Raw genomic sequence first — 13663 nt, 5'->3', positions numbered from 1 at the left:
GGCTATACCGACATCAAATGCTCTTTTGGGCATTGCCTTCATCATAATGTTTAAAGAACATCCGGAAGGCATTGCTGGGGTGACTCCCATTATCTTGTCGTTCTTCTCGGCCAATTCAACAATTGTATGACCAAATACTTCTTGGTATTTAGGAGGTCGAGGAGACTTAGGCGTTATCTTAATTATCTCTCCTGTCTCTTTGTTGAACAACCCAGGTGCATGCCATTTGGTTTGATCTCCATCCTCAGCCGGCTTATATCCTTTTCCTTTTTGCGTTACACAATGTAGAATTTTAGGTCCTGGGATATCTTTTAAATCGCTTAATACTTTTGATAGATGAACGGCATCATGACCGTCTATCGGACCAAAATATCTAAAATTAAGGGACTCAAATAAGTTACTTTGATTCAATAAATATGATTTAATACTTCCCTCTATTTTCTGCGCTATTTCTTGTGCGTTCGGACCGAACTTAGATACTTTTCCTAGTAAATTCCATACCTCATCCTTAACTCTATTGTAAGTATGTGAAGTTGTAATATCTGTTAGATACTCTTTTAGCGCTCCAACATTGGGATCGATTGCCATGCAGTTATCGTTGAGCACGATAAGTAAATTAGAGTTCTCCACTCCTCCATGGTTAAGCCCTTCAAAAGCCATCCCGCCAGTTAATGCACCATCTCCAATTATTGCTACATGCTGTCTGTCGTCGCCTTTATATTCATTTGCAACTGCCATTCCAAGTGCCGCAGAAATCGACGTGGACGAATGCCCAACACCGAATGCATCGTACTCACTTTCGCTCCTTTTAGGGAAACCACTTATTCCTTTATATACTCTTTGCGTATCAAATATATCTCGTCTTCCTGTTAATATTTTATGCCCATAAGCTTGGTGCCCTACATCCCAAACTAATTGATCTTTTGGGGTATCAAAAATATAATGCAATGCTACAGTAAGCTCGACTACGCCAAGGCTAGCACCTAGGTGACCACCTTTTTCAGCAACTACATCCGTAATGTAATTACGAAGTTCGTCACAAACTTGAGGCAGTTTTTCCGCATCCAACTTTCTAAGATCAGAAGGGGCAGTAATTTGTTTGAGTAAATCTCCCGGTATGTATGCCATAAGCGAATTGCTTACGTAAAGATAGCCTAATTAGCCCTGTTTTCACAGCTCACACCACGAATATTGACCAAGCGCAGAGGTGTAAATCCTACCATTCTATTTCATTTTAATAATCAACGAGGTCTTCCAACGTTCCTTGATTAAGAACATCACTGGAATTATTACCAATGTTAAGAAAGTCGCAAACGTTAAACCAAAGATTACTGTCCATGACATTGGTCCCCAGAAGACAACATTATCCCCTCCTATCGAAATCTTAGCATCGTATGACGCTAACAAACTAAAGAAATCAATATTGAAACCCGTTGCTAATGGGATCAACCCAAGGACAGTAGTAATTGCAGTTAACAATACTGGTCTTAATCTCGTCTTACCTCCTTCTACAATGCATAAGATCAACTCTGAGTCTGGTAGTCGATCGGTTGAACTCAGTCCCAATTCAGATTTACGTCTATCCATTATTAGATTGGTATAATCAATTAACACGATAGCATTATTTACTACCACACCAGCAAGAGAAATAATACCAATCATTGCCATGATAATAATAAACTTTAGAGAGACCATGAAAAAGACAAAAACTCCAATCAAGCTTAATAGCACCGACATTAGAATAATAAATGGCGTTCCGAATGAATTGAATTGAGAGACTATTATTAAGAAAATAAGGAACACCGCCATCAATAATGCTTTTATTAGAAATGCCAATTCCTTTTCTTGATCCTCCTGCTCTCCAGTAAATTTAACTGATACTCCGTTAGGTAACTCATAGTTTTCCATTTCAGCCTTAATCGTTTTTACGATTTCATTTCCTGTATAACCCTCAACTACCGTTGATGAAACTGAAATCACCCTATCCATATTTTTTCGTTTAATCGCATTATATGTTGAGCTTTTTTTCACGACAGCAACAGCAGAAATAGGTACTTGGATTATCTTGCCATTTGTTTGATCTCGGAATGTAATCCGTTGATTCATCAGTGACTCAATATCATATCTGTATTTGTCTGCAAATCTTATTTGAATTGGATAATCATCCTCTCCATCTTTGAATTGAGAAATTTCTTTTCCGTATAACGATGTCCTAATTGTAGTAGCAATTTGAGCAGTCGATAAGTTTAAACGTCGGGCTTTTTTACGATCAATTTTTACAATTAATTCCGGCTTACCTATTTCCACATCTAATTTCAAACCATCTATGCCTGGAATATTTTTAGACTCAACAAATCGCTTTACTTTCTCCGCCTCATCAATAAGCAAATCAATATCATTTCCTGCTATTTCAATATTTATTGGAGGTCCGGTAGGTGGGCCAGCTGCATCCTTGTCAACAGAAACCCTAACACCTGGCACTTTATCTTTAACAACATTTCTTATGTCATCCATTACAGTTTTAGTGTCTATATCTCTTCTGTATTGGAAGTCAACAAAAGAAACGCTTATCCTTGCTTTATGTGGTGTTTTACCAATTTGCGGGCCTGCAGCAGGATCACTAGTTCCATCACCAACATTTGCAATTATACTCTCAATTAAATAATTAAAGGTTTGCCCATCTTCAGTTACCTCATATTTCTTGACATAATCAACTAGTAATTCTTCAAGATCTTTTGTCGCAAGATTCGTTTCTTCGATGTCCGTACCTATAGGAAGCTCTATGAATACATTCACGTATTTAGGCATATTCTCTGGGAAGAATAAAGTCTTAATATCGAATGCTTTCATCATCATTGCGGAAAATATAAACATCAGAATAACTCCTATAAAAAAGAATTTTGGTCTTTTACCATTGAGGGCATACGATAAGAATGTTTTATACTTTTCTTCCATTATAGGAATAACAGTCTTTTGAAACTTAATGGAATATGGTGTAAAAAATATAGTATTTAACACGAGAAATGAGGAGAACACAATTAGCAGATTACCAAGCACAGGATAATCTATTAGATCAAAACCGATTCCTGTAATTAACAGTATTAGTATTGGACTAAGCATATCTAAGAACAAAGTGTTTTTTGTCACGAAAAAATATCGAAATAAAATTCTGCCAAGTGCAGCCATATAACCGATAATTCCAAGCATATTCATCAAACCCGACATTTGCTTTATATCACCTAACATATTTCCCATTACGTCACTCATGAACACGAAAAAGATGGAGGCCGTAAATAGAATTATGTTGACAATTGGTTTCGGGTCCTTTACTATTTCATCTTCTTTGAGTTTCATCCAAAGTGAAGTAAATACAGTGTTTATTACCAATCCCACAAAGAGCGATGACCCAAGAACTATCATTAATGTTACAGGAAGAATCCCCATAAATTCTCCCATCATACCTGGCCAAAATATTAAAGGTAAAAATGCCGCAAGAGTAGTAGCTGTTGATGCTATAATTGCTGTTGCCACTTCTCCTGCTCCTTCTTTTGCTGCTTGAATTGGGGACAAACCTTCATCCATCAATCTATATACGTTTTCAACAATTACAATTCCATTATCTACAAGCATTCCTAGGGCTAGGATTAATCCAAATAATACCATCATATTAATTGAATATCCCATCATACTTAAAATAACAAAAGAGGCAAACATGGATAACGGTATTGCCATTCCAACAAAGAGAGCATTCCTAATTCCCAAGAAAAACAACAGAACTAATATTACCAGAAGTATTCCTAGTACAATTGAATTTTCTAAATTTTTAACCATCGATTTAGTCTGTGCAGATTGGTCGTTAGTTATTGTCATTTCCAAATCTGCAGGAAGCATGGAAATTCTTGCTTCATTAATCACAATATCAATTTTGGCGGTAGCTGATAATAAATTTTCGCCCGCTTTTTTTATAATATCCAACATTACTACGGGCTTCTCAAATTCACGGGCATAACTCGTTCTTTCCTCAAACTTAAAGTTCACCTCAGCTACATCTCTTAAATAAACGATGTTGAATTTTTCTCGTTTAATAATGATATTCTCAATGTCTTCCATTGATTTAAAATCACCAACCGCACGCACCGTTCTTCTAATACCTCCTATTAAAATATCACCCCCAGATATAGTGATATTCTCGTTTGCTATAGCGCTTGCAATGTCATTGAAGCCTAATTTTAATGCCTCAATTTTATGCATATCTACACTAATCTCTACTTCCTTTTGTTGAAGACCACGGATATTTACTTTTGATATTTCACTTATCTCTTCAATTTTATCTTCCAAATATTCAGCATATTCCTTCAATTGTTCAGTAGAATAATTCCCAGATAAATTTATATTAAGAATTGGCATCTCAGAAAAATCAACTTCTGTAATGCTTGGCTCAGAAGGCAAATCAGTAGGAAAGCTAGGATCCGATCGAGCATTGTCTACAGCATTCTTCACCTTTCGTAAGGCTTCCTCCACGGTAGTCTCTGAATCGAACTCTACTAATACCATAGAAAATCCCTGAATAGAAGTTGAAGTTAGTTTACTTACTTCTGAAATAGTATTGATTTCCTTTTCCAAGGGACGTGAAATAAGTTTTTCGATATCCACTGGAGAGTTACCCGGATATGGTGTACCCACGTAAATTTGAGCCATCACGATGTCTGGAAAGGAAGCCTTTGGCATTTTGTTGTAAGAGAAAATTCCCATAAACAAGATTATCCCTGTAAGAACGAGAACAGTTGTTCTATTCTTTATAGAAAGAGTCGATAAGACAAATTCCTTCGAGATTCTATTTTGGCCTTTTTCTGCCATTAGTTCTTGATGTTAATTTTTTCGCCGTCTTTTAAGCTTCGTGCTCCCAAAACAATTACGTTATCTCCTTTGTTCAAACCTGTTGTTACCATTGTTTCTCCACGATAAGAAAGACCTGTTTCGATACTTACTTTTTTTGCAATTCCCGCATCGTTCACAAATACATAGCTAGCTCCTTTACTGTCTTCCAAAATTGCTTTCTCTGGTAAGACTATTGTACTATCGGCCTTAAGATCCATCACTCTAATCACAGCCAACATATTAGGTTTCATCTGAAATCCTTTAGAGTCTACATTTACATTAATTCTAAAAGTCCTATTTCCTGGATTGATATAATTCCCTGTTGCGATAACTTCTCCTTCGTACCAATTATCATCCAATAATGAGAAATTTATTTTCGCGTAGTTGCCATTTTTAACCGATGTGATATACTTCTCAGACAAATCTGCTACTAGGTAGGCGTCATCCGTATTCACCAATCTAATCACCGGTTTCATACCACTTGCCATTTCTCCTTTCTTAACCATTATTTGATCGATGATACCATTACTTGGAGCACTAACCATCCCCTTCATTAATACATCCAATGCAGAATTCATTATTTGCTTTGCCGTTTCTAATCTGGCCTTAGCTGCTAAGTAATCTATCTCCGAACCAATACGCTTCTTCCAAAGTTTATCTACTCTTTCGAAAGTAGTTTCCGCTAAATCGAATTGAGCTTTAGCCGAATTATATTGGCCTTGCATTTCATTGTTATCTATGCTTAAAAGCTTTTGTCCTTTAGCCACTTCTTGCCCTTCTTTCACATAAACATTCTTCACTTTACCTGGCATTTCCACATTAATGTCGACACTTTGATCGGCATCAACCACTCCTTGCACTTCAAAATAATGTTCAAAATCTCCTGGCATAACTACCATCGTAGAAACTAATGTTTTTTTCACTTTAAAAGTGCTGTCCATAGATGCAATTAGATCATCTAACTCAGTCATTCGTTTACTTATCTCTGAATAAACATTTTTTAAGCTGTCTTTTTCGGCAATTAATTTACCTACTTCTGCTGTCTCCGACCCACACGATGCGATAAGTGCAATAAGACTTGCTCCTAATAATATCCTTTTCATTTTTAATAACTGTTTAATGCTTTCTGAAGCTTTATTTTAGAGGTTAACAATCCAAATACCGAATTCATATACTGCCCTTGAGCGTTAACGAACTGAGTATTGGCTTGAGTAACTTCCATACTAGATGCCAATCCTTCTTTCTGTTTTAATATCGTCTTGTCTAGAATTCGCTGTGCCAAGTCGCGACTTCTTTTCGCCACTCTTCCATTCTTTATTGCCGCATTATATTCCGAATGGGCATTAGCATAACCAGACTCTAATCCTTTAAGTAAAGAAATTCTTGTGTTCTCAATTTTTTCTAATTCAAGTGTTGCTTGTTTAATTCGATACGTAGACATACCGCTCCCAAAAATTGGGATATTTGCCGACACTCCTACAATCGTAGTTGGGTACCAGTTACTAAATTTCAATTCATTCGAAAATGCATTTTGTGAATGAGTAAAAAAACCAGCAACAGAAGGCAATCGTCTAAATTTCTCTTTTTTAACATCGAGAGCAAGAAGGCTTTTCTGGTTTGAAATAAGTTGGTAATCGATGTGGCTTTTAACATCTAGTTTTTGCCCTAATAAGTTTATGTCTTCTGCCGAATTCATAAGAGCACCTAAGCTATCAGTAAGCGAAATTTCACCTTCTCCCTTAAGCCCCATTTGATATTCTAGCAACTCCAAAGCAACGTTCTTCTGCGTAACTGCCCTGTCGTACATATTGGTCATGGTTGATGAAGTTAATTTCATTTGATCAACTTCCTGCGCATCGATTAATCCATTGTTGAGCATGAGAATCAATTCATTCAACGTCTTTTTTACGTTGTCTAAACTCCTCTTATAAATCTTAACATTTTCGTCTGCCATCAAGGCCATATAATAGCTAGAGGCAACAGATTCCTTAACATCCAATTTGGCTTTCTTCGCTCCGGTTTCCGATAATTGTCGATAAACTTTCGCAGCCTGTAATCCTACTATGTAGGTTCCATCGAACAACAATTGAGATGCTGTAATACCAGCAGATGCATTGTTACTAGTACCAAACTGAAGCGGCACCAGTAGTCCTTCTGGAGCTGTTGGGTCGAATGCCCTTGCAGGTGCAACCTGTGTAGGGATATCTATAAAATTATTGTACTTAACCTCGCCACTAATCTGTGGCAGCCCAGTAGATGTTATCTCTTTAATTTTCGCCTTAGCAATCTCAATATCTATTTCTCCATTTTTTACAACAGCACTATTTTTTAAAGCAAAATCCTGTGCCTGTTGCAAAGAGTAAGATACAGCCTGTCCGAAACTAAAGCTGACCATAAACAACATAATTACCGATGCAATTATCGTCGACTTTGTTTTCGAGAAGATGGAGCTAATATCGTTGTTTTCAAGAAATTTAATTCCCTTATCGCTGGCAATTCCTCTAACATGATAATCCATCATATCCACATTTACATCCGGAAAATTGAATTCCGAAACGGGAAAAACACTTGGGTCGAAAACAAGGTCTACTCTAGAGGTGTAAAGCCTAGCGATAACCTGAATGTTAACCTCTTTTCGATATAGCCCTTCCTTAACTCCTTTTTTCATGTTATTAATTACACAATCCAGAATGTAATTATCCTTGTATTCAAGAAATATCTTCCACGATTCAGGATAATATTTTTCCATATCATAATGGAATGACGGATGAATTTCTGCCAACTTATTGTTAAAGTATGCACGTAAAGCGATTAATTCCTCGATAGCATTAATGCCGCTTGCAAAAATTTCGTCCATTACTTCGGTGTCCAGTTTTATCTGAAGAGCAATAACAGAAGAAACTAAATCTGCCTTATCATTAACATGTACGTAAAGTGTCTTCTTCGAAATACCCAATGCCCGAGCGGCATCATCCATGGTGGTACTTTTAATTCCATTCCTTGTATACAAGGCATAGACGTCAATTAGAATTTTTTCAAACTTTGGATTCATTCTACAAATTAACCTAATACAAACCCTGGAAACAAATTAATGCATTGAATGTTTCCGCGGTTTAACACCTAAATTTTATTGGGTGTTCAACCTACCAAAATTAGTAGACGACTACCTCTGTTCTATATTGTTTCCGACTGTTATTTATCGTTTTTTTACACTCTAAATAAATAGAAAAGATGTCGATAAAAATAAGAGAACTTCTAAAAGGCAAACAAGCCGGAAAAGCAGTCACAGTAAGAGGTTGGGTAAGAACAAAGCGTGCAAGTAAAAACGTTGCGTTCATAAATCTTAACGACGGTTCGACAATAAATAATATTCAAATAGTTGCAGAGACAGAAACATTCGACGAAAGTTTATTGAGTCAAATCACAACTGGTGCTTGTTTAGAGGTAAATGGAAAATTAATTCAAAGTGAAGGAAGCGGACAGTCCGTGGAACTACAAGCTGTTTCAATTACGGTTTTAGGGGTCGCTGACCCTGAGAAGTACCCTATTCAACCAAAAAAACATTCGCTTGAATTCTTAAGAGAACAAGCGCATTTAAGGTTCCGAACAAACACTTTCTCCGCTGTTTTCAGAATTAGACATGCACTAACGTTTGCTATCCACCAGTATTTTAACGACAAAGGATTTTTCAATCTGCACACGCCAATTATTACAGGATCTGATGCGGAAGGTGCGGGTGAGATGTTCAGAGTAACTACGCTTAATTTAAAGAACCCTCCGCTGAATGATGAGAAAGAAATAGATTATTCAAAAGATTTTTTCAGCAAAGAAACTAACCTAACGGTATCTGGACAATTAGAGGCAGAGCTAGGAGCAATGGCACTTGGACAAGTTTACACTTTTGGACCAACTTTTAGAGCAGAGAACTCAAATACTTCTCGTCACGCAAGTGAATTCTGGATGATAGAACCAGAAGTTGCTTTCAACGACATCAACGATAACCAAGATTTAGCGGAAGACTTTTTAAAGTCGGTTATTAAATATGCCTTGGAGCATTGTGCCGACGATATTGCTTTTTTAGAGGCTAGAGAATTAGATGAGGACAAGAACAAAAAGCAAGAAGAACGGAACGAGATGAGTTTAACCGAGCGACTAAACTTTGTTGCTGATCAACCTTTTGTTCGTATTACGTATAATGAAGCAATAAAAGTACTTCAAGATTCTAAGCCGTATAAAAAGAAGAAATTCCAGTTTCCTGTAGAATGGGGAGTTGATTTAGCATCGGAGCACGAACGCTATCTAGTTGAGAAGAAATTTAAATGTCCTGTAATTGTGGTTGACTATCCTGCAAAGATCAAAGCATTCTATATGCGAATGAATGATGACAATGAGACAGTTGCTGCCATGGATATTTTATTCCCAGGAATTGGAGAAATTGTGGGTGGGTCTCAACGTGAGGAACGTCTTGATTTACTGCAGAAAAAGATCAAAGAATTTAATATTCCAGAAGAAGAATTATGGTGGTACGTAGACACCAGAAAGTACGGTACGGCAGTGCATAGCGGTTTTGGCCTGGGATTTGAGAGGTTGATCATGTTTGTGACAGGAATGGGTAACATTCGAGATGTTATTCCGTTTCCTAGAACACCACAGAACGCTCACTTTTAAAACGCTATATATTTATGTTAAGACAGAACCTCAATCAGAAACTACTTCAAAAATTATCTCCTCAACAAATTCAGTTGATGAAGTTACTTCAGGTTCCTGTCACATCTTTAGAGCAAAGAATTAAAGACGAGATCGAAGAAAACCCAGCTTTAGAGGAGGGTAAAGAAGAAGAGGTATTAGATCATGACGATGCAGATGAGAAAGAAGATGAATTTGATTTATCGGATTATATCTCTGACGATGAGACACCATCTTACAAGCTTTCTGCAAAAAACACAGGTCCGGATGATGAGGATAAATCGATTCCTATTTCTGTAGGGAAGTCGTTTCAAGAAATCCTTACTTCTCAACTCGGACTTCGTAAAATTTCAGATGAAGATAACACCCTTGCACAGCACCTTATTGGGAATTTAGACGACGATGGTTATATCCGTAGAGAGTTAGAATCTATTGTAGATGATATTGCATTCGCGCTAAATATATCCACTACTGTTGAAGATTTAGAAAGACTTTTGAAAGTGGTTCAAGACTTCGATCCTGCTGGAGTAGGTGCCAGAAACTTACAGGAATGTCTAGTAATTCAAATAAAAAAGAAAGCAAATTTTGATAATAGTCAAGAAGTAAAGAATGCTTTAGATGTGCTAGAAAATTACTTCGATGAATTCACGAAGAAGCATTACGACAAAATTCTAGCAAAAATGGGGCTTGTAAACGATGAGCTAAAAGATGCTATAGATGAAATTTTAAAGTTAAATCCACGACCAGGAAATTCTTTAGGTGAAACACAAAAAGCAAGTCAACACATAATCCCAGATTTCCTTCTTAAAAACGACGAAGGCAAATTGGTATTAACACTGAATTCGAGAAATGCGCCTGAACTACACTTGAGTAGAACCTATTCGGAAATGCTTCAAGGCCTTGCTTTAAATAAGGGAAAGAGAACCAAAACGGAAAAAGAAGCCATCACTTTCGTTAAGCAAAAAATAGATTCTGCCAATTGGTTCATCGATGCCATTAAACAAAGACAACATACATTACAGTCTACTATGTCGGCTATTATCGATTACCAAAAAGAATACTTTCAAGATGGAGATCAGACAAAGTTGCGTCCAATGATTTTAAAGAACATCGCCGAAATTGTTGAACTCGATATTTCTACTATCTCACGTGTTGCGAATAGTAAATACATCCAAACTCCATTCGGTACTTTCTTATTAAAGACATTTTTCTCTGAGTCCCTATCTACAGATAGTGGAGAAGATGTTTCTACCAAAGAGGTTAAAAAAATACTTTTGAACTTTATAGAGATCGAGCCAAAAGACAAACCTTTAACAGACGAAAAGCTGACGAAAATTTTAAAGGAAAAGGGTTACAATATTGCACGAAGAACGGTTGCAAAGTATCGCGAGCAACTTAATATCCCGGTAGCTCGATTAAGAAAAGAACTTTAGGATGCAGAAATCTATGTTGGCTAACGCCATAGCTTATCTTTTTCATCCATTATATATGCCCACTGTAGGGTCATTGCTTCTTATTTACTTAGCTCCATATTTCTCAATCTTTATAGCTCCACCTGTTGCGCAAATTATAACTGCCACCTTATTATTTCTCACCTTGGTATGTCCAGTAGTTGTAACCATTTTTATTTTACGCGGAAGAAACAACGATACACTCCATCTTCAAAGTGTAGAGGGTCGAAGGTTACCATTGGTATATACTCTACTGTTTTATACCATAGCCTGCTCCGTCTTAAAGAGCATTCCGGGTGTTCCAATAATGGTTTACCTCTTTACTTTGGGATGCACATTTACCGTTCTGATCGCATTTATAATTAGCTTTAAATGGAAGATTAGCACCCATATGATGGGCATAGGAGGAGTAATAGGAATGTTAATCGCTATATCCTACATACTAATGCAAAGCTTGGAAATGTTAATCTTAGGAGCTGTTCTTATTGCAGGGTTTGTTGGTTATTCCCGGCTTAATTTAGAAGCCCATTCCCCATCTCAAGTACTTTCCGGATTTGTTGTAGGAGTTGCTTCCCAGCTGATATTGTTTCTTTAGGATTAAATCAGGTTAGTTCTAATTCTGCTTAATCTCTTAGTTTAGATAGCAATCTTAGTATCTCCATGTAAAGCCAAATCAAAGTTACCATAAGGCCAAAAGCAGCATACCACTCCATGTATTGCGGAGCTTTGTTTTCTACGCTCTTCTCGATAAAATCGAAATCCATCATTAAGAACATAGAGGCTAAACCAACTACAACAAGCGAGAATCCTATGCTCATTAGAGAGTTTCCGTGCATGATTCCCATGTCTCCTATACCGAACATACTTAGCATAAATGAAAGGAAGTAGAACATCATTAATCCACCTGCGCCTATCATTGCAATGGATTTAAATTTTTCTGTGACCTTAACCAAACCAGATTTGTACAAGAACAAAAGAGAGAACAAGATTGTAAATGTTAATCCAACTGCGTTAAAAACGATACCAGGATAAATACCTTCAAATACTGCAGAGATAGCTCCCAAGAACAGACCTTCCAATACTGCATAAATTGGCGCCAACAATGGAGCGAGATGCGCTTTGAATACTATTATTAGCGAAACAATGAAACCACCAATAGCTCCACCGATTGCCCAACTAAGTGGCATTTCGCCGGTATTTGAAACCATGTCCCAAGTATAATATGCCGAAGCCAATACCAATAATCCCATGATACCGATTTTATTAACGGTGCCATTCATGGTCATTAGTTGACTATCGGCCACATCGATATTAAATCGTTTTTCGTTTAGAATTGGATTACTTGACTTCATTAAATTCATATCACTTCCCTTTTATAATTTTACTACTTCCTTGAATACGTACTAAGCATGTAGACGATTAAGCAAGACTTTTATTTTCTACTCTGCGGCTTTCTTATTCAATACTACATGCAAAGTTGTTCCAACAATAAGTGCGATTGCACTTGTTCCTAAACCAGAATTAGATTCCATGCCAATGGCTTTACTACCCATTAAAATTGCTACTCCTAAGATGATAACTCCTATTCCTATTAATTTCATAATATTATTTTAAGGTTGTAAAGTACTTAAAAAAAAATTCGCCATGCAATTTGTATTTCTATCTCAACGCCTTAGTCTGGCAATATTTAAAACGTACAAAGGTTTATTCCATTAATTATATTTGATAGCTGTGCAAGGTTTTCAACTAATCTATCGTCTACCATATAAGCGCTAAAGAAATGCTCAGACATGTCTGATGAGGAAATAATAAAAGGATGTTTACAGGGAAACCTGTTCGCACAGAAATGCCTATTCGAAAAGTATAGTAGAAAGATGCTGGGCGTTTGTTTTCGATACTCTACAGATAAGCAAGAAGCCCAAGACATTCTTCAAGAAGCCTTTATTAAAGTTTTTAAAAAACTAGATACCTATAAAGGAACGGGGTCTTTAGAAGGATGGATTAGACGAATCGCCGTTCACACGGCAATTGAAAATTTTCGATCTAAGAAAACAAAACATGAAGTAGATATTGAAGATGCAGAAGATGAAGCGAATACAAATCCGGAAGTAGAAGCACAGATGAATGCTGATGACATTATGAAGTTTATTAATCTCCTTCCCGACGGATACAAAATGGTATTTAACCTTTTTTCGATTGAGGGATATAGCCATAAAGAGATTGCTGATCGACTCAATATTTCGGAGAATACTTCTTATTCGCAGTACTCTCGTGCTAAAGCACAATTGCGAAAATGGCTACAAAGTGACAAAGAATCGTTTATGAAAAGAGTGATATAACATGGCGGAAAACGACAATATAGAAGACCAACTGCAAGGAGCATTCGAAGAATTCGAAATGGAGCCCGACGATTTTGTTTGGGAAAACATTGAAGCGGAGCTAACGGAATCTAAAAAGAGACCTGCAGCCTATTGGTGGAAAATGGGATTAGCTGCTTCCTTTATAGGAGGTGTTTCTATAGTGGCGACTCAGTTTATTTTACAACCAGCAGCCGTTTCGGAAATACCTGTTGCAGAAATCGAGATGAATAAAAGTGTTGGGCAACTGATAACAGCTTCGAATGAAATTTCAGAAAATGACGAGCCATC

At 36.9% G+C, this 13663-nt stretch carries 11 protein-coding genes; 5 read left to right on the top strand and 6 right to left on the bottom strand.

What is annotated here, in order from left to right:
• The 4 genes from HRT72_05490 to HRT72_05475 all read right to left on the bottom strand — a co-directional run.
• A partial coding sequence (locus HRT72_05490; protein ID NQY67163.1) for a 1-deoxy-D-xylulose-5-phosphate synthase occupies positions 1-1128 on the bottom strand: 1128 nt, incomplete at its 3' end.
• A gap of 96 nt (positions 1129-1224) precedes the next feature.
• Positions 1225-4857 carry an efflux RND transporter permease subunit gene (locus tag HRT72_05485; protein NQY67162.1) on the bottom strand — a complete coding sequence of 1211 codons (3633 nt, stop codon included), beginning with the start codon at positions 4855-4857 and terminating at the stop codon, positions 1225-1227.
• Positions 4857-5981 (bottom strand): efflux RND transporter periplasmic adaptor subunit, encoded by a 1125-nt coding sequence (locus tag HRT72_05480; protein ID NQY67161.1) that lies wholly within the window; start codon positions 5979-5981, stop codon positions 4857-4859. The genes HRT72_05485 and HRT72_05480 overlap by 1 nt, the downstream gene beginning before the upstream one ends.
• Positions 5982-5983: 2 nt before the next feature.
• Entirely contained in the window at positions 5984-7930 is a 1947-nt protein-coding gene (locus tag HRT72_05475) for a TolC family protein (protein ID NQY67160.1), read from the bottom strand.
• A gap of 179 nt (positions 7931-8109) precedes the next feature.
• Here HRT72_05475 and asnS point away from each other — a divergent pair, with 179 nt between their 5' ends.
• Genes asnS through HRT72_05460 form a run of 3 tightly spaced genes read left to right on the top strand, consistent with a single transcriptional unit; the run spans position 8110 to position 11610 of the window.
• Positions 8110-9546 carry an asparagine--tRNA ligase gene (gene asnS, locus HRT72_05470; GenBank protein NQY67159.1) on the top strand — a complete coding sequence of 479 codons (1437 nt, stop codon included), beginning with the start codon at positions 8110-8112 and terminating at the stop codon, positions 9544-9546.
• Positions 9547-9560: 14 nt separating this feature from the next.
• The gene (rpoN, locus tag HRT72_05465; GenBank protein NQY67158.1) at positions 9561-10997 is read left to right on the top strand and encodes an RNA polymerase factor sigma-54; all 1437 of its coding nucleotides are present in this window, start codon (positions 9561-9563) and stop codon (positions 10995-10997) included.
• A 1-nt stretch (position 10998) separates the two neighbouring features.
• Positions 10999-11610: a hypothetical protein gene (locus tag HRT72_05460; protein ID NQY67157.1), complete on the top strand. Its 612-nt coding sequence runs from the start codon at positions 10999-11001 to the stop codon at positions 11608-11610.
• A gap of 28 nt (positions 11611-11638) precedes the next feature.
• On the opposite strand, the gene HRT72_05455 is transcribed toward HRT72_05460, so the two are convergent.
• Positions 11639-12367 (bottom strand): Bax inhibitor-1/YccA family protein, encoded by a 729-nt coding sequence (locus HRT72_05455; protein ID NQY67156.1) that lies wholly within the window; start codon positions 12365-12367, stop codon positions 11639-11641.
• Positions 12368-12454: 87 nt separating this feature from the next.
• A complete protein-coding gene (locus HRT72_05450; protein ID NQY67155.1) occupies positions 12455-12616 on the bottom strand; it encodes a hypothetical protein in 162 nt (53 codons plus the stop codon).
• Positions 12617-12805: 189 nt separating this feature from the next.
• Between HRT72_05450 and HRT72_05445 the strand changes: the two genes are divergently transcribed.
• Positions 12806-13354 carry an RNA polymerase sigma factor gene (locus HRT72_05445; protein ID NQY67154.1) on the top strand — a complete coding sequence of 183 codons (549 nt, stop codon included), beginning with the start codon at positions 12806-12808 and terminating at the stop codon, positions 13352-13354.
• Between the two features lies 1 nt (position 13355).
• Positions 13356-13663: hypothetical protein (locus HRT72_05440; GenBank protein ID NQY67153.1), on the top strand; the 308-nt coding region annotated here is incomplete at its 3' end.

This window comes from Flavobacteriales bacterium (assembly GCA_013214975.1).
Lineage (GTDB): Bacteria > Bacteroidota > Bacteroidia > DT-38 > DT-38 > DT-38.
This window is presented reverse-complemented; position numbering and strand designations above follow the sequence as displayed.

Excerpts from the sequence above, each read along its gene's own strand:
- HRT72_05485 (NQY67162.1), bottom strand. The coding sequence starts at position 4,857 with ATGGCAGAAAAAGGCCAAAATAGAATCTCGAAGGAATTTGTCTTATCG.
- HRT72_05480 (NQY67161.1), bottom strand. The coding sequence starts at position 5,981 with ATGAAAAGGATATTATTAGGAGCAAGTCTTATTGCACTTATCGCATCG.
- HRT72_05475 (NQY67160.1), bottom strand. The coding sequence starts at position 7,930 with ATGAATCCAAAGTTTGAAAAAATTCTAATTGACGTCTATGCCTTGTAT.
- asnS (NQY67159.1), top strand. The coding sequence starts at position 8,110 with ATGTCGATAAAAATAAGAGAACTTCTAAAAGGCAAACAAGCCGGAAAA.
- rpoN (NQY67158.1), top strand. The coding sequence starts at position 9,561 with ATGTTAAGACAGAACCTCAATCAGAAACTACTTCAAAAATTATCTCCT.
- HRT72_05460 (NQY67157.1), top strand. The coding sequence starts at position 10,999 with ATGCAGAAATCTATGTTGGCTAACGCCATAGCTTATCTTTTTCATCCA.
- HRT72_05455 (NQY67156.1), bottom strand. The coding sequence starts at position 12,367 with ATGAAGTCAAGTAATCCAATTCTAAACGAAAAACGATTTAATATCGAT.
- HRT72_05450 (NQY67155.1), bottom strand. The coding sequence starts at position 12,616 with ATGAAATTAATAGGAATAGGAGTTATCATCTTAGGAGTAGCAATTTTA.
- HRT72_05445 (NQY67154.1), top strand. The coding sequence starts at position 12,806 with ATGTCTGATGAGGAAATAATAAAAGGATGTTTACAGGGAAACCTGTTC.